The sequence below is a fragment of the Pseudomonas sp. S2_A05 genome (assembly GCF_054668485.1).
Genome location: NZ_CP162775.1, coordinates 4914466 through 4937820, shown reverse-complemented (window position 1 = coordinate 4937820; position 23355 = coordinate 4914466). Strand labels below are relative to the sequence as shown.

20 protein-coding genes are annotated in these 23355 nt (G+C 62.1%); 2 read left to right on the top strand and 18 right to left on the bottom strand.

What is annotated here, in order from left to right:
* Positions 1–5: 5 nt before the first annotated feature.
* The 8 genes from pgaA to AB4O12_RS22425 form a co-directional block, all read right to left on the bottom strand.
* Positions 6–2486 (bottom strand): poly-beta-1,6 N-acetyl-D-glucosamine export porin PgaA, encoded by a 2481-nt coding sequence (gene pgaA / locus AB4O12_RS22460; protein WP_460059752.1) that lies wholly within the window; start codon positions 2484–2486, stop codon positions 6–8.
* A gap of 235 nt (positions 2487–2721) precedes the next feature.
* Positions 2722–4227, bottom strand: a complete 1506-nt coding sequence (locus AB4O12_RS22455) for a YdgA family protein (RefSeq protein WP_016772258.1) — start codon at positions 4225–4227, stop codon at positions 2722–2724.
* Positions 4228–4476: 249 nt separating this feature from the next.
* The gene (locus AB4O12_RS22450; protein WP_150637846.1) at positions 4477–5112 is read right to left on the bottom strand and encodes an NADH:ubiquinone oxidoreductase subunit N; all 636 of its coding nucleotides are present in this window, start codon (positions 5110–5112) and stop codon (positions 4477–4479) included.
* 92 nt (positions 5113–5204) lie between these two features.
* Complete coding sequence (locus AB4O12_RS22445) at positions 5205–6647, bottom strand: efflux transporter outer membrane subunit (RefSeq protein ID WP_073471477.1); 1443 nt, start codon at positions 6645–6647, stop codon at positions 5205–5207.
* Positions 6644–7531, bottom strand: a complete 888-nt coding sequence (locus AB4O12_RS22440; RefSeq protein WP_151552973.1) for an efflux RND transporter periplasmic adaptor subunit — start codon at positions 7529–7531, stop codon at positions 6644–6646. The genes AB4O12_RS22445 and AB4O12_RS22440 overlap by 4 nt, the downstream gene beginning before the upstream one ends.
* A complete protein-coding gene (locus AB4O12_RS22435) occupies positions 7528–7737 on the bottom strand; it encodes a DUF1656 domain-containing protein (RefSeq protein WP_016772264.1) in 210 nt (69 codons plus the stop codon). The genes AB4O12_RS22440 and AB4O12_RS22435 overlap by 4 nt, the downstream gene beginning before the upstream one ends.
* Entirely contained in the window at positions 7734–9797 is a 2064-nt protein-coding gene (locus tag AB4O12_RS22430) for an FUSC family protein (RefSeq protein WP_460059751.1), read from the bottom strand. Before AB4O12_RS22430 ends, AB4O12_RS22435 begins: the two co-directional genes overlap by 4 nt.
* A complete protein-coding gene (locus tag AB4O12_RS22425; protein WP_016772266.1) occupies positions 9794–10222 on the bottom strand; it encodes a MarR family winged helix-turn-helix transcriptional regulator in 429 nt (142 codons plus the stop codon). Before AB4O12_RS22425 ends, AB4O12_RS22430 begins: the two co-directional genes overlap by 4 nt.
* Positions 10223–10417: 195 nt before the next feature.
* Between AB4O12_RS22425 and AB4O12_RS22420 the strand changes: the two genes are divergently transcribed.
* Positions 10418–10696: a hypothetical protein gene (locus AB4O12_RS22420; protein WP_016772267.1), complete on the top strand. Its 279-nt coding sequence runs from the start codon at positions 10418–10420 to the stop codon at positions 10694–10696.
* Positions 10693–10974: a type II toxin-antitoxin system RelE/ParE family toxin gene (locus AB4O12_RS22415; protein WP_016772268.1), complete on the top strand. Its 282-nt coding sequence runs from the start codon at positions 10693–10695 to the stop codon at positions 10972–10974. Before AB4O12_RS22420 ends, AB4O12_RS22415 begins: the two co-directional genes overlap by 4 nt.
* Here AB4O12_RS22415 and AB4O12_RS22410 read toward each other — a convergent pair.
* The 10 genes from AB4O12_RS22410 to AB4O12_RS22365 form a co-directional block, all read right to left on the bottom strand.
* The gene (locus AB4O12_RS22410) at positions 10962–11222 is read right to left on the bottom strand and encodes a DUF2789 domain-containing protein (protein ID WP_256811073.1); all 261 of its coding nucleotides are present in this window, start codon (positions 11220–11222) and stop codon (positions 10962–10964) included. The genes AB4O12_RS22415 and AB4O12_RS22410 overlap by 13 nt on opposite strands.
* Before the next feature lie 71 nt (positions 11223–11293).
* Complete coding sequence (locus tag AB4O12_RS22405; protein WP_256811071.1) at positions 11294–12889, bottom strand: efflux transporter outer membrane subunit; 1596 nt, start codon at positions 12887–12889, stop codon at positions 11294–11296.
* Positions 12886–13953, bottom strand: a complete 1068-nt coding sequence (locus AB4O12_RS22400) for an HlyD family secretion protein (RefSeq protein WP_150637840.1) — start codon at positions 13951–13953, stop codon at positions 12886–12888. Before AB4O12_RS22400 ends, AB4O12_RS22405 begins: the two co-directional genes overlap by 4 nt.
* Positions 13954–13980: 27 nt before the next feature.
* Positions 13981–15519 carry an MFS transporter gene (locus AB4O12_RS22395; protein ID WP_460059750.1) on the bottom strand — a complete coding sequence of 513 codons (1539 nt, stop codon included), beginning with the start codon at positions 15517–15519 and terminating at the stop codon, positions 13981–13983.
* Positions 15520–15741: 222 nt separating this feature from the next.
* On the bottom strand, positions 15742–16659 hold the full coding sequence (locus AB4O12_RS22390; RefSeq protein ID WP_016772273.1) for a LysR family transcriptional regulator: 918 nt from the start codon (positions 16657–16659) through the stop codon (positions 15742–15744).
* A gap of 174 nt (positions 16660–16833) precedes the next feature.
* The gene (locus AB4O12_RS22385) at positions 16834–17700 is read right to left on the bottom strand and encodes an ABC transporter permease (RefSeq protein ID WP_041477414.1); all 867 of its coding nucleotides are present in this window, start codon (positions 17698–17700) and stop codon (positions 16834–16836) included.
* 20 nt (positions 17701–17720) lie between these two features.
* Positions 17721–18581 carry an ABC transporter ATP-binding protein gene (locus AB4O12_RS22380; RefSeq protein WP_457264733.1) on the bottom strand — a complete coding sequence of 287 codons (861 nt, stop codon included), beginning with the start codon at positions 18579–18581 and terminating at the stop codon, positions 17721–17723.
* Between the two features lie 17 nt (positions 18582–18598).
* Positions 18599–19495, bottom strand: coding sequence for a TauD/TfdA dioxygenase family protein (locus tag AB4O12_RS22375; RefSeq protein WP_460059749.1), 897 nt, complete (start codon positions 19493–19495; stop codon positions 18599–18601).
* A gap of 333 nt (positions 19496–19828) precedes the next feature.
* On the bottom strand, positions 19829–21196 hold the full coding sequence (locus tag AB4O12_RS22370) for an HlyD family type I secretion periplasmic adaptor subunit (RefSeq protein ID WP_024011116.1): 1368 nt from the start codon (positions 21194–21196) through the stop codon (positions 19829–19831).
* On the bottom strand, positions 21186–23342 hold the full coding sequence (locus AB4O12_RS22365; protein WP_460059748.1) for a type I secretion system permease/ATPase: 2157 nt from the start codon (positions 23340–23342) through the stop codon (positions 21186–21188). Before AB4O12_RS22365 ends, AB4O12_RS22370 begins: the two co-directional genes overlap by 11 nt.
* Positions 23343–23355 lie beyond the last annotated feature (13 nt).

Below are 23355 nucleotides of genomic sequence, written 5' to 3'. Positions count from 1 at the left end.
CTCTTCTAGAAGCGGAAAGTGAGGTCGACAAGCAGACGCAGATCAGTTTCCCGATCACCGTCATAAGGCCGGTTGATCACACTGAACATGCCGCCCACATCGAACACGTCGTTCCAGGCGTACCGTTGGCCGTAACCGAGCAATGCCATGCCGCCGGTGCCGTGGTCGCGCTGACTGTAAGTGCCCGCGCCGGCCTGGAATTGCTGGCTCCAAGAAGTCTCGTAGCGGTGGTAGAGCACGTGGTTGACGTTGACCAGCGGCATCACGCTGAAGTCCGACTTCGGGTTGAAGTAGGGCACGTCGTCGGATTTCGAGTTGTGGCTGGTGCCGACTTCCAGACCAGCGTCGACCTGGATGTTCGGCGCGGTGTAGATGCCCTCGCGCCCGGTCACCAAGGCTTCGACGCGGTTGTTGCCATCACTGAAGTGCGACGGGCTGACCGACACGCGCCACTCGCGGCTTTCGTTGGCGCGCCAGCGCAGGAACGCACTGCCGCCATTGGCCTTGATGTCGCTGTTGAGCGCGCGCAGCGGCGTTTCCGCCGAGAGGTATTCGAGGCTGCCGCCGTACTGCCAGTGATCGTTGATGTCGCGGGCTATCGCCAGGCGTGCGCCTTGTTTGTCACCGAAACCGTAATCGTGATTCGACACCTCGGCTTCGAGGGTCATGTCACGGGTGCGCCGTTCCAGGCCGACACGCTGGAAGCGATGGTGGCCGGTGCCTTCGGCGAAATCACCGGTGGCATAACCGGCCCCGGCGAAGACACGCCAGTCTTCATTGATCGGTGGGCTGTAAAGGGTGCTCTGGATACCGAAATCACGGCTGCCGCTGACCGCACCGGCATCGCCGCTGCCGCCACCGTTGGCCTTGCCGCCGTAGGCTTCGACGCGCAGTTCGGCCATGTCATGCACTTCCCGTTCGCGAGCCAGGCGCTGCACCTGGCGGTTGTCCGGATAGCGCGCGACCACGTCGTCGACCAGCGCATCGTTCTGCCGCCACTCCTGCAACTCCATCGCGGTGCGCGCCTGAGCGACTTCCAGGCCGGCATCGCGGGGCGCCATGCTCTCGGTTTCCTTGAGCTGATTTTCCGCGCGGCGCGGCCACTGGCGGGCGAGGTAAAGATCGGCCTGGGCCAGACGCAAGCCAAGGTTGCCCGGCGCCTGATCGACCAGAGTCTGCAAACGCTCTTCACCGTGAGGCAGGTCGGAACCATAGGTGCCGGCCTGGGCGGCGAGTTGCTGGGCGTCCATCCATTCATCGTTGGGGTTGCCGATGGGCAGACCTTTGAGCTCGACGCGCGGACGCTGGGCTTTCGCTGCGTCCTCGGCGACCTTGCGCGCCTCATCGGCGCGGTCGCTTTCTAGCAAGGAGTAATACAGCGCAGTGCTGTCCTCAAGACGATCACCGACATCGGCGTCCGGCGCCGAAAGCACCTGGCGATACAGATCGGTGGCAATCTCGGGCTCACGCTGATCCAGATAAGACGCTGCCACCCAGCGCAGGGCATAGGTCGGAATTTCCACGCCCTCGGCTTGCAGTTTCTGGTATTCGCTGATGACGTCGGCGGTGCGCGCGCGGGCCTTGAGCGCGCCCATGCGGTCGATGCGCCAGCGCGTCACGTCGTCGTGAGCAGTGGCGTCAGGCGTCCAGGTCGCGAGCAATTTGTCGTAATCGGCCAGCGCGCGGTCGGCGATGACGTAGCGTTCCTTTTCGCTGCGGGTGGCCAGTTCGGCGAGGCGCACGCGTTCGGCGGCGAGATCGCCTTCCAGGCGGCGCAAGGTCACCGGATCAATCAGGCCTGGACGTTGACTGGCCAGCCGCAGCGCCGGTTCTGGCAGGCGGGCCTTTTGCAGGGCGACCACGTACTCGCGGGCAACTTCCGGCTTGTTGCCGGCGCGGATGAAGGCCTGATCGTATTCGAAGAGTGCGTCGTACTGTTTGCCGGCGCGACCGAGTGCGTAGCCCAAGGCGAGACGGCGTGACGGATCGTCGGGTTTGGCGGCGACCAGCGCCTGGGCGCGGGTGACGGCCTGATCGGGTTTGCCGGAATCGGCCTGGGTCAGCGCGAGACCCAGTTGCAGGTCGGCGTTGTCCGGCTCCAGCGCCAGCGCCTTGTTGTACACCTGGGTGGCCTGATCCCAGCGCTTGAGGTTGCGATAGGCACGCGCAACGGCAGTCAGCGCCTGCACCGGCAGAACGCGGTCACGGCCTTGGGTTTCATAGACCTTGACCACTTCGGCATCGAGCCCGGCCCAACTGGCGATTTGCAGATGATCGCTGATCTGGCCTTCGCTGGCCTGGCCAGGCGGCACCTGACGCAGCACGGTCAACGCAGGCGTGTAATGCCCGGCCCGGGCATCGCGCACCATCTCGTCGTAGGGTGTGTCGGCCAACGCCAGCAGCGGCCAGAGCAACTGGCTGCACAGGGCGAATCGGAACAAAGGGCGTAAACCACGATGTAATACAGGGCCATCAATACGCGGCATTTGTCAGCATCCTTACATGGCCAGCCGGGTCGCAATGCCCTCCTTGCCCATTCGTAACGGTGGCCGACAAAAACAGCCTTCGGCCAAGCTTGGTGAGGCAGTCTGCACGCAAGCGAGAGCGAATTTTCACAACGCAATATTTGTTCAGAATCGGTCCATCTGTACAAAATCCGTACAGCAAAACGCCCGGCGCCTGTTCACACAGGGGCCGGGCGTCTGGGGGGCGCGGTTGGGTTTATTGCTCTTGGGTGACGCCGGCAAACTTGCTCATGAGGAAACCGATGAACTGCTCGACGGTCATCTTCTGGCCGTTGAATTCGACCTGATTGGCCGCGTAATGCAGTTTTGTCACCACGTTGGTGCCGTCGGCGACAGCCAGTTGCGAGCCGACCGCCATGCCGGCGAACATGTCCGCCGCTTCCTTGGACTGATCGACGATGGCTTTGGCGTCAGTCTGGCCATCGAGTTGCGCCTGCACGCTGAGCAGATCGACCAGCATCGGCTTGGATACCTGAATGTTCAGGTCGAGCAGCGCGATCAGTTGCTTGCCGAGTTGATCCGGCGGCAGATCCATCGATTGCGGCTTGGTCAGGTCGATCACCAGATTGGCGCGGCTTTCACCGTTGGCGGTGTTGAACGACAGGTTCTCCAGCGCCAGTTGCGGGCCGGCCGCCAGCAACTTTTGCAGATCGGCTTTGACCTGGGCATTTTCCGCTTCGGTCAGATTCAGCTCCGGTGCCGGCAAACCCTGCGCGGCGGCCTCGGCGGCAGCTTTTTCGTATGGCTGCAATTTGGTCTGATAGATCTGCATCAGCGACATGGTCGACGGAATGTCGAGGTTCTTCAGGCTCATGGCCATGGCCGCCGAACCGACTTTCTTGTCGTTGAGCGTCACTTCGCCGATTTTGTAGTCGGCACGCCCCGAGGCGTTGCTGCCGCTTTCTTCGGTGCGGTTCTTCATTTCGAAGTTCTTCACGCCCAGCACCATCGGCTTGGCACCGAAGGTGGTTTTGCTGCTGGTCACTTCCAGGGTGTTTTCCCCGGTGTAGTAGCCGTAGCTGCTCTTGGCGAGGTTGCTGGCCAGGGTCAGACCGTTGAGCTCGACCTGCACCGGCGCCTGGTCTTCCGACACGGTGACCAGTTTCAGGTTGTCCATGTAGCCGTCGGCCTTGACCTTCTGCGCCTGGGCGCTGGCGGCGATGTCCATGCTCAGACCGGAAAACTTCAGGCTCGACTGCTCATCCAGCGCGGTTTCGAACGGCACCAGATTCAGAGTGCTGGTGGTCGATTCGTCGTAGCCGATGTTGGTCACGCCCTTGAGCGGCGCGGCGCCGTTGGTGGCGGCGAACCATTTTTCCGTGGACGGGCTCTTTTCCAGCTCGTAGTTGCTGGTGGCCATGACCGGCAGCCACTTCAGCGAAACCAGGCGCGAGAACGGCAGCGGGCCGTGTTCGATGTGGTCGACGAACAGCAGCTCGACCGGCGCATCGCCGAACATTTCGCCCTCGCCCTTGAGACGATAGTGCGCGGTGCTGGTGAAGGTGTGGCGCTCCAGCGATACCAGTTCCAGCGACGCGGTGCCGTTGGAGCCGGCCATGGCGGTCTGCAGCTCTTTGTTGGCGTTGGTCACGGCGTTGTTCAGTACGCCTTCGATCTTGGTCCCGGTGTACCAGGCCCCGCCTGCGCTGATCGCGCCAATGGCAACAACAATTCCGAGAAGCACGCCTGCTGATTTATTCATGAATGACCTGATCGGTTTCCGTGGCTGTGGATGAAGTCGTCTTCCTTGAACCCGGGATCGGGTCGCGGCTCGACTGTGCGCAATTAAGCGGTGGAGATTAGCACCGGGCGCGGACGACGGCCCAATGTTTAAAGGTTAAAGAGTGTCTATGGACACTTGGGAGAGCAAAAAGATCGCAGCCTTCGACAGCTCCTACATTTGCAATCCGATTGTCCTGTAGGAGCTGCCGAAGGCTGCGATCTTTTGATTTCAGGAATACTGAACCTCGATTTCATCCAGCTGATGATCAAAGCTCTTCAGCCGCGCGGTCCAGGTATACACCAGCACTTCGAAGTCACGATCGATCACCGCTCCGCCGGTGGTATCCGCCCGCACATCGCAGAAATCCAGTTGATAGCGTTCACGAGCCATGGCCGTGGCGACGTCGGACAGCTCGCGGGCGTTGCTCAGCCAGTGCCAGCCGTCATCGGCGATCTGCTTGTCGAGTTCCAGGCATTGCTTCTTCAGCGCTTCGAGGCTTTTTTCCAGCGGCGTGCCGGTGAGCTCGCCCATGACTTCGGCGAAGGTTCGCCCGGGCTGCCAATAGCTACCCCAGAAGTAGCGGTCGAACACGGTTTCGACCCGGCGCAGGGCGACTTTGGTGTCCCAGATCAGGACGAGCATCCTGCCCCGTTCGAGCTGGCGCTTCTTGACCCGTTGCAGCTGAATCGAGGTCCACGCGACGACGACGATCGCCATCACCGCGATCAACGCAACGGCGCTGTCGAGGAAAACCATTGCCGTGTCGATCTGGTGGGCCAGCATGATCCCGTAGAAATACGTGGCCGAGAGCAGCACCAGCGCCACCAGAGCGCACCAGAAGCCGAGAGCGTAAGGGTTTTTCATTATTGGTTTCCCTGGGCCAGCACGAGCAATGTGCATTGCAGGAGCGCTTGGCATGGGGCGCCCCTCCAACACTTCAAAGCATAGCAACGGCCTCAGGGTTTGCTGGCGCTCGAGGTGTTCGTTCGTCCGCTTTCCCAGCCACCGCCCAGGGCGAGGAACAAATCGATCTGGCTCATTGCGACCTGGGTGTTGGCGGCGGCCAGTTGCGCGGTGACATCGGTGTAGGTGCGGGTTGCTTGCAGGTCGGCGAGGAACGACTCGCGGCCGGCCTGGAAGAAGCGGTGCGTCTGCTCGGCGGCGAGCTTGGCCGACTGCTCGGCTTCGGCCAGCGCATCGCGGCGTTGCAGCAGCGCGCTGTACTGGGCCAGACCGGTCTGGGTCTCGCGGATGGCGTTGAGCACCACGCCGTCGAAATGCGCTAGCGCGCCTTGAGTGTTGGCCTCGGCTTCACGGATGCGCGCGCGGGCGCCGTTGGTCGGTACTTTCCAGCTCAACGACGGGCCGAAGCCCCAGCGGTTGGTCGACGGGTCGCCGAGGTCATCAATGATGCCGACGGTGCCGATGGTCGCGCCGATGCTGATGTCCGGGTACAGCTCACCGGTGGCGATGCCGATGCCGGCGGTTGCCGCAGCAAGACGCCGCTCGGCCTGACGAATATCCGGGCGGCGCTTGAGCAGCGCAGCGCCGTCACCGACCGGCACCAATTGCGCGATCTTCGGCAACTCGGCGCAACTGGCGGTACCTGCCGGCAACTGCTCGACCGGTTTGGCCAGCAGCATCGACAGACGGAACAGCCCGGCCTGACGCGCCGCTTCATAACGCGGCAAGTCGGCGCGCAGGGATTTGAATTGGGTCTGCGAACGGGTGACCTGGGTCTCGTCACCACGCCCGGCGTCACGTAGACGCTGGATCAGCGTGGTGCTCTGCGATTGCAGGTCGAGAGAATGCTCAGCGATTTCCCGCTCTTCGTTGGCTGCGCAGACCTGGGTGTAAGCACGAACCACGTCCGCCACCAAGGTGATGCGCGCAGTGTCGGCTGCGGCCTGAGTCGCATCGGCATTGGCTTTGGCCGCTTCGATGCCGCGCTGCAAGGTGCCCCACAGGTCGAACTGATACGAAGCGCTGATGCCGATATCGGCGATGTTGGCCACCGGGACTTTTTCCGGCAGCAGGAACGCCTGACCGGATTCCTGCAGACGTTGCGCACCCATTTTCACCCCGCCGCTCCAGCCGCCAGCGGCCTCGGCTTCATCCACCTGAGCGCGCGCCCGCGACAGGTTCGCCGCCGCTACACGCAAATCGGTGTTGGAAGCCATGGCCTGCTGTACCAGTTGATCGAGGCGCGGGTCTTTATACAGCCGCCACCAGTCCGCCGGCACCGGCGCCGAGACCACCGGTTTGCCGGCGACTGCCAGCTCACCCTGAATATCCTTGCGCTGCACCGCCGCGTCGGCGGGCACCTGATAATCCGGGCCGACCATCTGACAGGCCGAGAGCATCACGCCCAACCCGGCGATCAACCAGGCCCTGCTCATGGCTGCGACTCCTCATGCTGGTCGTCGATGATCGACACGGTGGCGGTACGCCCGGCAATCATGCGGAAGTCGGCCGGCACATCATCGAATGCGATGCGCACCGGAATCCGCTGCGCCAGGCGCACCCAACTGAACGCCGGGTTGACGTTGGGCAGCAGGTTGCTGCCGCTGGTGCGGTCGCGGTCTTCGATACCGGCGACGATACTTTCGACATGCCCGCGCAACCTGGCGCGGTCGCCGATCACGCGGATATCCACCGATTGCCCGACGTGGATGCCGTCGAGTTTGGTTTCTTCAAAATAGCCGTCGATGTGAAAGGAGTTGCTGTCGACCACCGACAACACCGGGCGCCCGGCGGTGACGAATTCCTGCGGACGCGGCGCGCGGTCGTTGACGTAACCATCGACCGGGCTACGGATCACCGAGCGATCGAGGTTGAGCTGCGCACTGTCGACCGCCACCAAGGCTTCGGCCAATGCCGACTGCGCACGGGCGACGCGCGACTGGCTTTCTTCCAGTTGTTCGGCCGGCACCAGGTTGCCGAGGCCACGGTTACGCTTGGCTTCACGCTGCGCCTGGGCGAGGGTTTCTTCGCGATCGGCAACGGCGGCCTTGGCCTGGCGCAGAGCCAGTTTGAAGCGATCCTGGTCGATGCTGAACAGTACCTGGCCACGCTTGATCAACTGGTTGTCCTTTACCTCGACCTGCTGGATCAGCCCGGAAACGTCAGGGGCGATCTGGATGATGTCGGCGCGAATGTGGCCGTCGCGCGTCCACGGCGCGAACATGTAATACATCACCATGCGCCAGACGAGGACAACGGCAAAAGTCACGATCAGCAGGGTCAGGACCACGCGACCGATGGTCAGAAACGGTTTTTTCATGTCATCAGGTATCGACTGAGTGAGTCCACGCCGTACAGCAGCACGGCGTAGAGCGCCACGTTGAACAATGCCCGGTGCCAGACCAGACGGTAAAAGTGCAGGCGTTGCAGCACGCCATGGACCAACAAAAACAGCACGTAAGTGATGCCCATCAGCACCAGCAGGGTCGGCAGGAAGATGCCGCTGATATCCAGATCACCGATCATAGGGGCGCTCCATCGGGCAGCGGTTCTTCGGGCTCGGCGCTGGAGACGAACTCGACGCCGGGCAGCAAGGCCAGACGCAGACCGCTCAAGGCGTGCAACAGGTGTCGACGGGTTTCATCGTCGCCCCGGCCGTTCAGCGCACGGCGGGTACGATCGAGTGTCATCAGCAGACCGCTTGGCGCCGGCAGGCGTTCGTCGGCTTTGAGGCAGGCACGGAAATATTCGCCAACCTCGCCCACCACTTGTCGCAGCAGGGCATTTGGCACGCCGGTGACGCGCGGGGTGTAGGCAAGCAGATCGAGCATATTCAGACCGACACGCACTTCGCGCATGGCGATGCCGGTGTCCTGACCTGTCAGGGCCAGACGCGGCAGGTGCTGCATCAGCCGATCGAGCAGCTGCACGCCCAACTGCCGATGCTCGGCGAGGCTGGCCGGCTCGGTCATGCTGACGATGTCTTTCCAGCTGAATCGGGTCAGACGCTTGGCCGCCAGTTCGGCACCGAATGGCCGCGCCACCAGCGTCCAGATGAAGGCGAACAACAGCCCCAGCGGTCCAGCCAGATTGGAGTTGGCGAAGGCGAAAAAGTCCGCGTCGTAGGCACCCTGAATACTGATGAACGACGAGGTATTGACCAGCGTCAGCAGCATGCCGAGGTAGAAACGCGGCTGCACGGTCAGCGTACCGATGCAAATGAACGGCACGGCAAACGCCAGCACCAGCATCGGGAAATCGTGCAGGTTGGGCAGAATCAGAAACAGATAAAGACTGGCGAACAGCACCGACATCCCGGTCCAGAAAAAGAACCGGTAAATCTGCGGCGCCGGGTCGTCCATCGAGGCAAAGAAGCTGCACGCCACCGCCGCCAGAATCACCGCGCTGCCGCCGTCCGGCCAGCCGAGCAGAATCCACAGCACCGAAGCGACGATGATCGCCAGGATGGTCGAGGCCACCGAATACAACATCAGCCCGCGATCGATGAACGGCGTCAACCGGCCCAGGCGCCAGTGCCGGTACACCGCGCGCCAGCTGTCCTGGCGCTCGCAAAGAATCGCATCCTGCAGGCTGCGGCAGTCCTGCCACAGATCGATGAATTCACCGAGGCGGTAAATCGCATTGGAGAACAGCAACTGTTTGCGCTCCTCCAGCGCTTCGGCGCTCGGTTGCAACGCGTCGAGTTGATCTCTCAGTGCTTGCCAGCGCTCGAGATTGGCGTCTGCGTGGTCCAGCCATTCCCGGGTCGCAGTCAGCAATGGCTGGAATTTTTCCACCAGTTCCGGGGTGCGGCGTTCGAGGGCGTACAGCGAATCCTCTAGGGCATCGATCACTGGCAACAGGTGAATCATCCGGCCGCGCAGTTCCTTGGTGTTACGCACGGTTTGTGGCCGCGCGCCTTCGTGGGGCAACTGGCCGATCATCAACTCGAGGCTGTTGAAATTGGCGACCATGGCCATGCGCAGCGCGGTGACCTCTTCCGGCTGCACATCGCGGCTGAGAAACTTCAGGCTGTAGCTCGTCGCATCGGCGAACCATTTGCTCACGGCATCATTGAACACCGGCGCCAGGCGTCGCGGCCAGAACATCGCACCGACCACCGCAGCGACGGCGATGCCAAGGAAAATCTCTTCGGTACGCGCCTCGGCCACGTCCCACACCGCCAGCGGATTATCGACCACCGGCAGGGCAATCAGCGGCAAGGTGTAACCGGCCAGCATCAGCGCATAGCTGTTGGCGGTGCGCAGATGCAGGGACATGAACAGCAGAATGCCGGTCCACAAAGCGATCACCACCACCAGCACGTACGGGCTCTGCACGAACATCGGCACGAACAGCACCGCCGCCGCTGCGCCGAGAAATGTACCGGCCGCGCGGTACAGCGCTTTGGAGCTGGTCGGGCCGAGAAACGGGCTGGAGACGATGTACACCGTGGCCATCGCCCAATACGGACGCGGCATTTGCATGAGCAAGGCGATGTACAGCGCAATCATCGACGCGGCAAAAGTACGGACCCCGTAAAACCAGTCACGGGCCGGCGGCATGCCAGTGAAAAAACCGTTCAAGAATTGACCACCACAGGCGAACTCGCCGCCTCAAAAGCCCTCAGTACCCGAAGCGTAGCTTCCAGATCACTGCGCTCGATGCCTTCCAGCACCTCATGACGCAAGCGCACCAGCTCAGCCTCCACCGCCTGCACCAGCTCGCGACCGGTATCGGTCAGGCTCAGGCACTTGGCCCGGCGATCCTGGGCATCTTCGGTGCGACAGACGTAACCGGCGTGGCACAGCTGATCGAGCAAACGCACCAGCGAAGGACTCTCCATCCCCGCAGCCTGGGCGACTTGCACCTGACGCACGCCCTCGCCCAAACGCCCGATCATCAACAAGGGCACGGCGCAGGCTTCGGAAATTCCGTAATTGACCAGCGTGGTCTGGCAGATCTTCCGCCAATGCCGGGCGGCCACCACCATGGCGCTGCTGATGTTCATCTGGAGACTGTCGAGGGAATCGGACACGGGATAACGTACACTGTTAGTTTGCTAACTATCAATATCGCATTGGAGGGGAATTTCAGTCAAGTTTTGAAACAAATCTCTCCGTTAGTCGCCCTATCTGACTCAAAGCTATCTCCTTCGATACTGACAAGGTATATATGTTGTCATCACCAAATTCAGGAGCCCAACATGTCAAAACAAGCCGTTTTCACAATGAAACTGGAGCCGGAACTGCGGGAGGAGTTCATGGCGGAAGCCGAAGCGGCACACCGGCCGGCGTCGCAAATCATGCGAGACATGATGCGTCAGTATGTTCAAACCCAGCGAGAGGCCCGCGAATATGAAGCGTTCCTGCAACGCAAGGTTGAAATCGCTCGGGAATCCGTACGTGCCGGAGACGGATTGAACAACGAAGACGTAGAAGCAGCGTTCGCGGCAAAGCGCAGGCAGGCAGAAGATCACCTATGAAAATCATATGGACGCCAGCCGCCGCACAGGATCGTGCAGACATTTGGGACTACTTGCAGGCCGCCAACCCAAGAGCGGCCATCGAAATGGATCTGCGCTTCAGCGAAGCGGTTCATCGCCTTTCCGACAATCCGTTGATTGGCCGTGCCGGCATCATTGCCGGTACGCGTGAGCTGATTCCGCATCCCAGTTACCGTCTTGTCTATCAAACGGAGAGAGATGCCGTCTGGATCATGGCGCTGGTGCATACGGCACGGACTTGGCCTCAGCCGAAGTAATCAGCCCGCCCCTTGCGCAACATCACATTCAACTGATCCACCACCTCCGCCCAATCCGCATCGTCGAGAATCTCCTCGCGCAGAAACTGCGCCTGACTTTCCGTCCAGAAAAACGCGTCAGCCAGATGCAATTCCGGTTTGAGCGGTGAATGGCTGGCGATGAATTGTTCGATGCCGGTCGGATCGTCTTCGAGGCCGAGCTGTTTGAACAGGGCCGGTAGGCTGTGCTGCGGATTTCCATGATGCAACTCCTCTGCAATTCAGGTCCGGCGTTGCGCCGTTTGCTGCAATGGAGTTGATCATAGCTGGCGCTGCGGGTTCAGGGTCTGGCGACGTCAGGCGAGCCTGCGGCCAGTTGCGCTGACGGATAGACCGATTGCCATCCGCCGCCCAACGCCTTGTACAAACCGACCATCGCCAGGGAAACGCCGGTCGAGCTTTCCACCCATTGCTCCTGCGTGGCGAGCAAGGCGCTCTGCACGGTGAGGACGTTGACGAAATCGACCACGCCTTCGACGTATTGCTGTTGCGCGGTGCGCAGGGCGATCTGGTTCTGACGCACGGCTTCGGCGAGGCTGTCGCGCCGGCGCTGGCTGGCGTTGTAGGCGGTCAGCTGGTCGTCGATTTCATGCCAGGCACGCAGCACAGTCTGCTGGTAGGCGATGGCCGCTTCTTGTTGCTGGGCTTCGCGCAGTTGCAGCATGCCGCGAAGGCGACCGCCGTCGAACAACGGCAAGCTGAATTGCGGGCCGATGGCAAAGGCACGCGAGCCCCATGAACCGAAATCGCTCAGCTGCATGGCCTGGGAACCGAGGTTGCCGGACAGGGTGATGCGCGGATAGAAATCGCCCTTGGCCACGCCGATGTTGGCGGTGGCGGCGTGCAGACGCGCTTCGGCCTGGCGGATATCGGGGCGGCGTTCGGCCAATTGCGACGGCAGGCCGATGGCGACTTGCAGTGGCGACTGCGGCACTGCCGCGTCTGTGGATAACGTTTGAGCGAGAGCTTGCGGTGGCTCGCCCATCAACAGACTGATCGCGTTGATCAGTTGCGCCTGACGCTGCTCGAGCGCCGGCAGCCGTGCCTCGATGGCGGCGACTTGCGCGGCGGCTTCGGCGACGTCCAGATCGGTCGCCACGCCATCGGCCAGCCGTAGCTGCGAGAGTTTCAGGCTGTGGCGAGCGACGTCGAGGTTCTGCTCGGTGACGGCGCGGGTGTTCTGCACGCCGCGCAGCTGAATGTAGTTTTGCGCGGTGTCGGCGAGCACGGTCAGCAGTACGTCACGACGGTCGTTTTCTGCCACTTCGAGATTGGCATCAGCGGCTTCGGTTTCACGGCGCACGCGGCCCCAGAAGTCCAGTTCCCATGAAGCCGAGAAACCGGCATCCCACAGGTTGAAAGCCTCGTCGCCGTTATTTCCCGATGGATCGTTCAAGCCTTTGCCACTGTTGCGTTTACGTGCGTAGCTGCCGCTGGCGGCGCTGTTCGGATAACGCTCGGCGGTGATCACCTGGCGCGCGGCGCGGCTTTGTTGCAGGCGGCTGCTGGCCAGTTGCAGGTCGAGGTTGCTGTTCAGCGCGCGCTGGGTGAGCGCGGAAAGTTGCGGGTCGTGGAAGGTTTCCCACCAGCGTTCGTTCAAGGGTTCGCTGACGGCCTGGCTCGGGGCGGACTGCGCTGGTGTGGCCCAGTCGGCAGGTTGGGTGGCTTCGGGTTTCTGGAAGTCCGGGCCGACGGTACAAGCGCTGAGGCTGACTGCAAGCAAGGCACTCAGGGTGAGCTGCTGCCTATGCCGCCATCGCTGGCAAGCCAGCTCCCACAAGGATTGTGCAGGTTGTGCAAAATGGTTCAGCCTGCCAATGACCCCTGTGGGAGCTGGCTTGCCAGCGATGAGGCCAACCGATTCAACACCGATCATCGCTGCGTCACCTCGCGCCCGGACGCCTTTGAGCTGGCGGTATCAATACTCGCCTCGACCGACATCCCCACCCGCAACCGCTCAGCCAGTGGCTGGCCCGGCTCCAGCATGATCTTCACCGGAATCCGCTGCACAACCTTGGTGAAGTTGCCCGTCGCGTTATCCGGCTTCACCGCCGCAAAGGTCACGCCAGTTGCCGGCGCAATGCTCTCGACGCGGCCGGTCAGGGCTTCGCCGCCCAAGCTGTCGACCCGCACTTGCACATCCTGACCCGGCTGCACGTCGGTCAACTGGGTTTCCTGAAAATTGGCGACCACATAAGCCTGCTGCAACGGCACCACCGCCAGCAGTTTGCTGCCCGGGGTGACGTAGGCACCGACACGCACCGCGCGCTCGCCGATCATGCCGTCCTGCGGCGCGGTAATGCGCGTGTAAGAGAGGTTGAAACTGGCGATTTCCAGTGCCGCCTGCGCGTGTTTCAGATTGCCTTCAGCGGCGTTGCGCTGGGCAGTGAGGATTTCGACTTGTTTGCGTTCGGCCGCCAGTTTCGCCGTCGCGGTGTCGAGACGCGCCGAGGCCTGATCGATGCGCGTGCGCGCCTGCTGCGCGTTCTGCACGGTGCCAGCGCCGACACCGGCGAGATGGTTGTAGCGGTTCAGTTCCTGCTGCGCAAAAGCCATTTGCGCTTTGGCCGAGACCACGGTGGCCTGCGCCTGAGCGATCAGCGACGCCTGCCGCTCCAGGGTCGCATTGGCGTTCTGCAATTGCGCCCGCGCGACCAGGGTTTGCGCGTCCGCCGCTTCCGCCGCTGCGCGCAAATCACGGTCATCGATCAGCGCCAACAATTGCCCGGCCTTGACCTGCTGGTTGTCTTCGACCAGCACCTGCTTGATGAACCCGGCCACGCGGGGCACCACCAGCGTGTAGTCGGCGGAGACGAAGGCGTCATTGGTGGTTTGCTCGGTGCGTTGCCCGAACAACCCGGGCATCGCCAGGTACACCAGCACGCCCACCGCCAGCGCGGCAGCCACGGCCACCGCGAGTTTTTGCTTGGATTGAGTCATAAAAAACCTTCAGTTTCAGTACAGCGATCAGGTCGGCGCGCGCGGCGGATAAATCCGCGTCGGCAGCCAGAAAATCAGCAGGATCAACGCCACGGCGACGCCGGCCATGCACACGTAGAGATCGGCCGAAGTCAGCACCACCGCCTGCTCGTGCACGCGGTGAGCGAGGCCCGGATCGCTGTGATCGGCCAGCGGCGAATTGCCCAGGCTGTCGACCAACATGGTCGAATGGAAATGCAGGCGCGCGGTGGTCAGCGCTTCGATCACGCCGGTGGCGACCACTGCGGCGAGACCTTTGACGGTGTTGAACCACGCCGACGCGAACGGCCCTTCCATCGGCGTGATACTGCCGGTCGACAACATCAGCAGTGGCAACACCGCCATCGGCTGGCCGAAAATCTGCAGCCATTGCAGGACGTAGAAGTCATCGCGAATCCACGCCGAAGTCAGGTGCGAACCACCGAGGCAAGACAGCGCGAGCATGCTCAGACCAATGCCAAGCACCCAGCGGCAATCGACCCAGCGCAAGTTGCATAGCGCCGCCACCAATGGCAGCGCGATCAACTGCGGCAGCGCGGCAATGAGCATGATCGGCGCGGTTTGCGCCGGACGATAACCCTGCACCTGGGCCAGATAACTCGACGGAATCAACACCACCGCCAGCAGCACGATCAGCACCCCGGCGAGGGTGATCAGGGCGAACAGCAGGTTGCGGATGCCGAGCATCTGCAGCTTGAAAAACGGAATCGGCTGCGACCATTCATTGATCATAAAAGCCACCAGCAGCAGCGAACCGGCACCGAGTAATCCACAGATCAGATTCGACTCGAACCAGTCCAGCCGATTGCCCTGCAACAGACCGATGACCAACATGCAGATCGCTGGAAAGCCCAGCAGCAGGCCTTTCCAGTTGAACGTCTTGAGACGCTCCAAGCGCAGCGGATCCTGCGGCAAACCGTAGGCTACGGCGGCCATGGCAATCAGGCACGGCACGATTATCTGCCAGAAAGTCCATTGCCAGCCGACGTATTCAGTCCACAGACCGGCCAGCGGCGTGCCGAGTCCCGGGCCGAAAGTCGCGGTCAGTGCGTAGCCGGCCAGTCCGTACAGTTTGATGTTCGCCGGGAGGAAGCGCAGTGCAACGGTCATCAGCATCGGCGGCAATGCACCGCCGGCGAGGCCTTGGAGGATGCGCATCAGCAGCAGACTTTCGTAGTTCGGGGCGAACGGGCACAGCACGCCGAGCACGGTAAACAGACCGATGGCGCAGAGGGTGAAGCGACGCAGCGAGAAGGTCACCGAGCACCACGGCGCAAAGGCCATGGCTGCGACCGACGTGGCGGTGTAGCTGGCGACCAGCCAGGTGCCTTCGTCGTAGCCGATGTGCAGCGCGCCGCGAATATCGGCGAGTGCGACTTTGGTGACCATCTCGTTGAGGCCCGAGACCAGCACGGCCAACAGCACGCCGACCAGACCAATGATGATCCGCGCCCCGAACACCGGTGGCGCAGCCGCCGTCGCCGGGCTGGTCGCGGCGAGAGGCGCCGAGACCGTCAGGGATGTCATGAATGAAAAGCTCCGGGGGTGAAATACCGGAGCATTTTAGTGGGGCTTGATGCTGACGAAAATTGACTTATTGGCAGGTTATAAGTGCATCAGACACAACGGTGAATGCCTATGTGGGAGCGAGCCTGCTCGCGAAAGCGGTGGACCAGCCGCCATTGAGGTGACTGACGACGCCTTCGCGAGCAGGCTCGCTCCCACAGGGATTCGATGGTGCCTGATGATTTACGGCTGTGCCGCCAGCCACGTTTCATCGCAGCAGGTCTTGAGGGTTTCGCGCAGCCAGCGGTGGGCCGGGTCCTTGTCGAAGCGCGGGTGCCAGGCTTGGGTCAGCATCAGCATGGGCAGCGGAATCGGCAGGTCGAATGAACGCAGTTTCAGGCCCAGCCGCCGCACGCTGAGCAGGGCCTCTTTGGGCACCGGCAGGATCAGGTCGGAGTCGGGCAGGGCAAACATCGCCGCATGAAAACTCGGCGCGATCACCGCCACCCGGCGCTCCAGACCCAGTGCGTTCAACGCCGTATCGATCGGGCCGCGAGCGATGCCCCGGCGCGACATGCTGATGTGGGAAAACCCGGCGTAGCGTTCGGCAGTGATTTCGCCATCGAGCAACGGATGATTCTCGCGCACCAGGCCGACGAAATGCGTGGAGAACAGGTTCTGCACTTTCACTTCCGGCGTGAGCGGACGGGTATTGCTGACGCTCAGATCGATGCGCCCTTCGCGCAGCGCTTCATCGTCGCCATCGCCTTCCGGGACGAAGCGCAATTCGCAATGCGGGGCGAGTTGGTCGAGGGTGTCGAACAGCTTGCCGCCGTAAACGCCGACGAAGAAATCATTGGCGCGAATGCTGAAACGTCGACGCAAGGTGCCTAGCTCGACGCTGTCGGCGGAACGAAACAGCAGCGCCGCCTGCTCGACCACGTCGCGCACCTGTTCGCGCAGTTCGAGGGCTTTGGGGGTCGGCACCAGGCCACGCCCGGCGCGCACCAGAATCGGATCGCCGATGGCTTCGCGAATCCGCGTCAGCGTGCGGCTCATGGCCGCCGGGCTGAGGTTCATCCGCCGCGCCGCGCCGACCACACTGCCCTCGTCGAGCAAGGCATCGAGGGCGACCAGAAGGTTCATGTCCGGGAGTTGCATGCTGAGCACTCTTGGCTGATCTGGATTGATCCGGGCGCAATGCTAGCAAACATCCCTAAAGAGTGACGATGCCAGCGCTGGCCTCTTCGCGAGCAGGCTCGCTCCCACCCTGGAATGCGTTCTCATGTGGGAGCGAGCCTGCTCGCGAAGAGGCCGGCCCAGCCAACGAAGATCTCAGCGCTGCATACCCCAGCGCTTGACGGTCACGCGCTCGAGGGTGGCAAACACCAGATTTTCCACCAGCAGACCAATCAGGATCACCACCGCCAACCCGGCAAACACCTTGTCGGTGTACAGCTCATTGCGATTCTGGAAGATGTACCAGCCCAGCCCGCCCTTGCCGCTGGTCGCGCCAAACACCAATTCGGCCGCGATCAACGTACGCCAGGCAAACGCCCAGCCAATCTTCAAACCGGCGAGAATCGACGGCAGTGCCGCCGGGATCAGGATGAACAACACAAGGCGCAAACCCTTGAGGCCATAGTTGCGCCCGGCCATGCGCAGCGTCTCGGACACACCGAGAAATCCGGCATAGGTGTTCAGCGCCAACGCCCACAACACTGAATGCACCAGCACGAAAATCAGACTGTTCTGGCCCAAGCCGAACCAGAGCAGCGCCAGCGGCAGCAGGGCAATCGCCGGCAACGGGTTGAACATCGAAGTCATGGTGCTGAGCAGATCACGTCCCAACTGGGTCGAGACCGCCAATGTCGTCAGGGCGAACGCGAGGACGATGCCGATCAGGTAGCCCTTGATCAGCACCACCAGCGAGATCCACACCTTGGCCAGCAGCTCGCCACTGAGCAGCCCGTCGAACAGGGCCTGCGCGGTTTGCAGAAAACTCGGCAGCATCAGGTCATTGTTCTGAATCCGCGCGACCACCTCCCAGATGATCGCCAGCACAATCAGGATCAGGCTTTTGCGCAACCAGCCCTGTTGCCACAGGCGCGTGCCAAGCGGCAACTCGCGCTCGACCGGCACTGCGGTCAGCGGCTCGAGCACGGTTTCGAATTCTTCACGCACGGATGATGAATGGCTCATCGGGTAGTCCTCCTGGCCGCTCAATAGGCGATGCGAATGTCGTTGAAATCGTGATCACGTTCGGTCTCCGGCGCCTGGCCCTCATCGAACAGCAGACGATGAATGCGCCGCGCCGACGCCTGAAACGCCACGCCGCCGAGGCTGTGCAGATCGTATTGATGGCTGTGCACTTCGGCGCGCACCCGCCCCGGATGTGGCGACAACAAGAGGATGCGATTGCCCACCACCAGGGCTTCTTCGATCGAATGAGTAACGAACAGCAGGGTGAAACGAACCTCTTCCCAGAGCAGCAGCAATTCCTCCTGCATCTTGCGGCGGGTCAACGCATCGAGTGCAGCGAAGGGTTCGTCCATCAAAAGAATTTTTGGTTGCATGGCCAACGCCCGGGCGATCGCCACCCGCGCCTTCATGCCGCCGGACAAGGTGTGTGGATAGGCGTCGGCGAACGCTGCCAGACCGACCTTTTCCAGGTAGTGCAGCGCACGCTCTTCGGCGTCTTTCTTGTTCAAGGTGCGCGAGGCCAGCAGCGGGAACATCACGTTCTGCTTCACGGTTTTCCAAGGCGGCAACTGGTCGAATTCCTGAAACACCACAATGCGGTCCGGCCCCGGCGCATCGACGCGCTGGCCTTGCAGGCGGATCTCGCCTTCGCAGGGCTGGATGAATCCGGCGACCGCTTTGAGCAAGGTCGATTTCCCGCACCCGGACGGGCCGAGCAGGACGAAACGATCAGCCGGGTCGACGGCGAAACTGACTTGATGGGTAGCGCGCACCACGCGCTGCGGCGTGCGGTATTCGAGGCTGACGTGATCGACGGCCAGCAACGCTTCGCTGTGGGCGATCGGGTTGCTGGCCGCGTGGCCTGGCAAAGGGGCGTTCATGGTCGATCTCCGGCAAATCAGAAAGGCGCATCGCCCTGAATGGTCGTGCGATACAGCTTGCGGCGCAGATGCGCGGGGCAGCCGGCGGCGAGATGGATCAGCGAGCGGTTGTCCCAGAACACCAGATCATGCGGCTCCCATTGATGGCGGTAGATGTTTTGCGGCAGCACGCTGTGAGCGAAGAGTTCGCCGAGCAGCTGACGACTTTCGTCTTCCGGCAGACCGACGATGCGCGTGGTGAAGCCTTCGCTGACGAACAAGGCTTTGCGGCCGTTTTCCGGATGGGTGCGCACCACTGGGTGCACCACTTCGGCGACTTGGGCCAGTTGCTCTGGGGTCAGGGTCGGGCGCCAGTTGCCCTCGAATTTGCTTTCGCTGTAGCGCGCGGTGTAGGAATGCGCGGCAAAGCGGCCTTCGACCGCATTACGCAACGCAGCCGGCAGGTTGTCCCAGGCTTTGTGCATGTCGGCAAACAGCGTGTCGCCGCCCTCGGCGGGCAGCTCTTGGGCGTGCAGCATCGAGCCGAGACTTGGCAGCTCTTTATAGGAGAGATCGGAATGCCAGAACTTGCCGGCGTCACCGAGACCGATGTTCTGGCCGTTCTCGATAATGTTGGAAACGATGAGGATTTCCGGGTGATTGGCCAGCAGGAACTGCTTGAGCACATGGATCTGCAACACGCCGAAACGGCGGCTGAAATCGATTTGCTGTTGCGGGGTGATCTGCTGATCGCGAAAGACCACGACGTGGTGATCCAGGTGCGCGCGGTGAATCCGCGCGAAGTCCTGATCATTGACCGGCCGGCGCAGGTCGAGGCCAACGATCTCGGCGCCGACGGCACCGCTGAAGGGGCGAATTTCGAAGATTTGCGGCGCGGCAGTTGCGGCGCTTTCGGTGGCAGTAGCGGCGGACATCAATCATCTCCCACGCACGGCGCGCTCGTGGACGCGCTCGTCGATCAGACACTCACGCTGGATTGCGTGTCGGTTCAGGTCGTGCGGCGCGCCGATTGGTCGGCAGGTACGCAGGTGGGTGACTTTATAGCTATAAGAATTGGAAATTAAATACCGTTAGAGAATAACGATATGGCGAATGGTGAGGGGGTGGGTGACCATTTGTGTCACTTACCGACGGATATGTAGCGCTTCGGAGGACGCCTTCGCGAGCAGGCTCGCTCCCACAGTTGGAATGCAATCTCCTGTGGGAGCGAGCCTGCTCGCGAATAGGCCGTCACCAGCGCCGAAGATCTAGCGCTCGTGCAACGCTTCAGCCCGCGCCCGAATGATCGGCTTGAGCAAATAGCTCAACACCGATTTCTTGCCAGTGATGATATCCACCGAAGCGACCATCCCGGGAATGATCAGCAAAGGCTTTTCATCCGTGCCCAAGTGGCTGCGCTCGGTGCGCACTTTGATCACGTAGTAGGTGGTTTTCTTGTCTTCGTCGGTGATGGTATCCGCACCGATCTGCTCCAGCTGTGCCTTCAGGCCGCCGTAAATCGTGTAGTCATAGGCGGTGAATTTGACGATCGCTTCCTGACCCGGATGCAGGAACGCGATGTCCTGCGGGCGGATCTTGGCTTCGACCAGCAGGGTGTCGTCCAGCGGCACGATTTCGACCATGTCGCTGCCCGGCTGGATCACACCGCCGATAGTGTTGACCAGCAACTTGTTGACGATGCCCCGCACGGGTGAGGTAACCAGCGTACGGCTGACGCGGTCTTCCAGCGCCTTGCCGGTGGCCTGGGCCTTGTTCAGATCGGTGCGCGCTTCGTTGAGTTGGGTCAGCGCTTCGCTGCGGAATTTGCCGCGGGTTTCGTCGATCTTGCGCTGCACTTCCTTGATCGCCGATTCGGCGCGCGGGATGGCCAGCGTGGTCGCGTCGAGCTGGCCACGGGTTTCCACTTCGGCACGCTTGAGGCGCAACACTTCCACCGGCGAGACCGCGCCCTGCGCCACCAGCGGCTCGGACATGTTGATTTCCTGACGCTGCAAGCCGAGTTGCTGACGGTACTGCGCCTGCTTGGAGCTGAACTCACGCAGCTCTTGCTGACGCTGGATCAACTGCTCCTGCAAGCCGCCGATTTCATCGTGTAACTGCTGACGGCGGCTGATGTACAGCGACTCTTCGCTTTTCGCCTGGCCCGGCACGGCTTTGAGTACGTCCTCGGGGAAGTTCAGCGGACGATCATCGACTTCCGCGCTCAGACGCTCGACCCGCAGCAGCATCGACAGGCGATCAGCCTCGGTTTCGCCGACGTTGGAGGCAAAACGCGTGTCGTCGAGACGAATCAGCGGCGCGCCGGCCTCGACGATCTGGCCTTCCTTGACGAACAGCTCGGAGACGATACCGCCCTCCAGGTTCTGGATTTTCTGAATCTTCGACGACGGAATCGCCTTGCCGTCGCCCTTGGTCACCTCGTCGATCACGGCGAAGTTGGCCCAGAGCATGAGGAACACGAAAAAGCCGATGATCGCCCAGATGGTCAGGCGCACGACGCGCGGGGCGTCTTCGATCAGCGCCTTGTTGACCTCCGGCAGCGGCTGACCCTGCAGCGAGGCAGAGCCCTTGAAGTAGCGACGGATCGACTCCTTGACACCGGACTTAAGCAACACTGATCTGCCCCTTCTTCAACGCTTCCATCACGGCGGCTTTCGGGCCGTCGGCGAGAATCTGCCCGCGATCGATCACCAGCAGGCGATCGACCAGCGACAACAGCGATGCCCGGTGCGTGACCAGCACCACGGTCTTGTTTTCAATCACTGCTGCGAGGCGTTGCTTGAGGCGTTCTTCACCGGTGTTGTCCATCGCACTGGTTGGCTCATCCATCAGCAGAATCGGCGGATTGAGCAACAGCGCCCGGGCCAGGGCGACGTTTTGCCGCTGGCCGCCGGAAAGGTTCTGCCCGCGCTCGCCGACTTGCAGTTCGTAGCCTTGCGGGTGCAGACGGGCGAATTCGTGGACGCCGGCCAGTTCGGCGGCTTGCAGCACCAGCTCGTCTTCGACGTAACGCGCGCCGGACACCAGGTTGTCACGCAGGGTGCCGGACAGCAGCTGGATGTCCTGCGGTACGTAGCCGATGTTGTAGCGCAGTTCGCTGACGTCGATCTGGCGGATGTCCACGCCGTCGACCAGCAAGGCACCGTCGTCCGGTTGGTACAGGCCCACCAGCAGTTTCGCCAGCGAACTCTTGCCCGAGCCGCTGCGGCCGATGATGCCGATCTTCTCGCCGGGACGGATGACCAGGTTGATGTTCTTCAGCGCAGGGTTCTGCTGGTCCGGGTAGGTGAAGCTGAGCTGACGGCATTCGATCGCACCCTGCAAAACCTTGCGGCTCAGCGGGCGCTCTTCGAAATTGCGCTCCTGCGGCAGCTCCATCATCTGGTCGACCGAAGTCATGGTCACCCGCGCCTGTTGATAGCGCGTGAGCAGGCCGGACAGCGACGCCAGCGGGCTCAGCGCACGACCACTGAGCATGTAGCAGGCAATCAGCCCGCCCATGCTCAGGTTGCCGGCGATGATCTGGTATACGCCGAAGACGATCATGATCACCCCGGCCAGTTGCTGGATCAGCAAGGTGATGTTCATCGCCAGACCGGAGAGCATTTTCACTCGCAGCTCTAGGCGGCTGAGGGTGCCGATGGTCTGCTCCCACTGATACTGGCGCTCGCTTTCGGCGTTGTTGACCTTGACCGCATCCAGACCGGCGAGGGTTTCGATCAGGCTCGACTGGCGCTCGGCGCCCAGCGCCATGGTCCGTTCCATGGTCGCGATCAGCGGCTTCTGCAAGGCGTAGCCGATCAGCAGGGCAATCGGGAACGCCAGCACCGGAATCCACACCAGATGCCCGCCGAGAATGGCGATGACGATGAAAATCAGGATGGTGAACGGCAGGTCGATCAGGCTGGTCAGGGTCAGCGACGCGAGAAAGTCGCGCAGGCTCTGAAACTCATGGATGTTCTGGGCAAAGCTGCCGACCCGCGCCGGGCGGTATTTCATCGCCATGCCGACAATGCGCTCGAACAGCGTGGCGGAGATGATCAGGTCGGTTTTCTTCCCGGCCAGATCCAGGCACAGGCTGCGCAGGCTCTTGAGGATCAAGTCGAAGATGTAAGCGCCGGTGATGCCCAGCGCCAGCACCCAAAGGGTTGCTTCGGCCTGGTTCGGCACTACGCGGTCGTAGACGTTCATCACGAACAGCGGCGCGGCCATGGCGATGATGTTGATCAGAAAACTGGCGGCGATCGCATCGGCATACAGCCAGCGCGAACGCTTGAGGGTGTCGCGAAACCACGAGCGTGCGCGCGGGATCAGCGTGCCGTGGTTGACGTCGAACTTGTGCTGCGGCTGGGCGAAGAACACTTTGCCGGTGTAATCGTCGCTCAGCAGTTCGCGGCTGACCATCGATTCGCCGCCATCGCTTTCGCTGAGCAGCACGCGTGCTTCGTTGTCGCCCTGCCAGCCGAGCAGAACGGCGCTGCGGCCATCCTTGAGCAGCAACAGCGCGGGCATGGCGATCGCCGGAATTTCTTCGAGTTTGCGCTGCAACACCCGCCCCTGCAGCCCGGCGCGAGCCGCTGCGCGCGGCAGCAACTCGACACTCAAACGTTGTTTGGGCAGCGGCAGGCCGGTGGTCAGCATCGCCGCGCTGGCAGGCTTCTGGTGCAGCATGCACAGGGCGAGCAGACCATCCAGCAACGGATCGTCATGCAACGCGCGTGGATCATGGCTGAGTTGAACTCGACTGACTTCTGATTCCACGCTCGACACTCTT

Excerpts from the sequence above, each read along its gene's own strand:
- AB4O12_RS22390 (WP_016772273.1), bottom strand. The coding sequence starts at position 16,659 with ATGCAACTCCCGGACATGAACCTTCTGGTCGCCCTCGATGCCTTGCTC.
- AB4O12_RS22420 (WP_016772267.1), top strand. The coding sequence starts at position 10,418 with ATGTCAAAACAAGCCGTTTTCACAATGAAACTGGAGCCGGAACTGCGG.
- AB4O12_RS22455 (WP_016772258.1), bottom strand. The coding sequence starts at position 4,227 with ATGAATAAATCAGCAGGCGTGCTTCTCGGAATTGTTGTTGCCATTGGC.
- AB4O12_RS22395 (WP_460059750.1), bottom strand. The coding sequence starts at position 15,519 with ATGACATCCCTGACGGTCTCGGCGCCTCTCGCCGCGACCAGCCCGGCG.
- AB4O12_RS22380 (WP_457264733.1), bottom strand. The coding sequence starts at position 18,581 with ATGAACGCCCCTTTGCCAGGCCACGCGGCCAGCAACCCGATCGCCCAC.
- AB4O12_RS22405 (WP_256811071.1), bottom strand. The coding sequence starts at position 12,889 with ATGATCGGTGTTGAATCGGTTGGCCTCATCGCTGGCAAGCCAGCTCCC.
- AB4O12_RS22400 (WP_150637840.1), bottom strand. The coding sequence starts at position 13,953 with ATGACTCAATCCAAGCAAAAACTCGCGGTGGCCGTGGCTGCCGCGCTG.
- AB4O12_RS22450 (WP_150637846.1), bottom strand. The coding sequence starts at position 5,112 with ATGAAAAACCCTTACGCTCTCGGCTTCTGGTGCGCTCTGGTGGCGCTG.
- AB4O12_RS22445 (WP_073471477.1), bottom strand. The coding sequence starts at position 6,647 with ATGAGCAGGGCCTGGTTGATCGCCGGGTTGGGCGTGATGCTCTCGGCC.
- AB4O12_RS22385 (WP_041477414.1), bottom strand. The coding sequence starts at position 17,700 with ATGAGCCATTCATCATCCGTGCGTGAAGAATTCGAAACCGTGCTCGAG.
- pgaA (WP_460059752.1), bottom strand. The coding sequence starts at position 2,486 with ATGCCGCGTATTGATGGCCCTGTATTACATCGTGGTTTACGCCCTTTG.
- AB4O12_RS22425 (WP_016772266.1), bottom strand. The coding sequence starts at position 10,222 with ATGAACATCAGCAGCGCCATGGTGGTGGCCGCCCGGCATTGGCGGAAG.
- AB4O12_RS22440 (WP_151552973.1), bottom strand. The coding sequence starts at position 7,531 with ATGAAAAAACCGTTTCTGACCATCGGTCGCGTGGTCCTGACCCTGCTG.
- AB4O12_RS22435 (WP_016772264.1), bottom strand. The coding sequence starts at position 7,737 with ATGATCGGTGATCTGGATATCAGCGGCATCTTCCTGCCGACCCTGCTG.
- AB4O12_RS22415 (WP_016772268.1), top strand. The coding sequence starts at position 10,693 with ATGAAAATCATATGGACGCCAGCCGCCGCACAGGATCGTGCAGACATT.
- AB4O12_RS22375 (WP_460059749.1), bottom strand. The coding sequence starts at position 19,495 with ATGTCCGCCGCTACTGCCACCGAAAGCGCCGCAACTGCCGCGCCGCAA.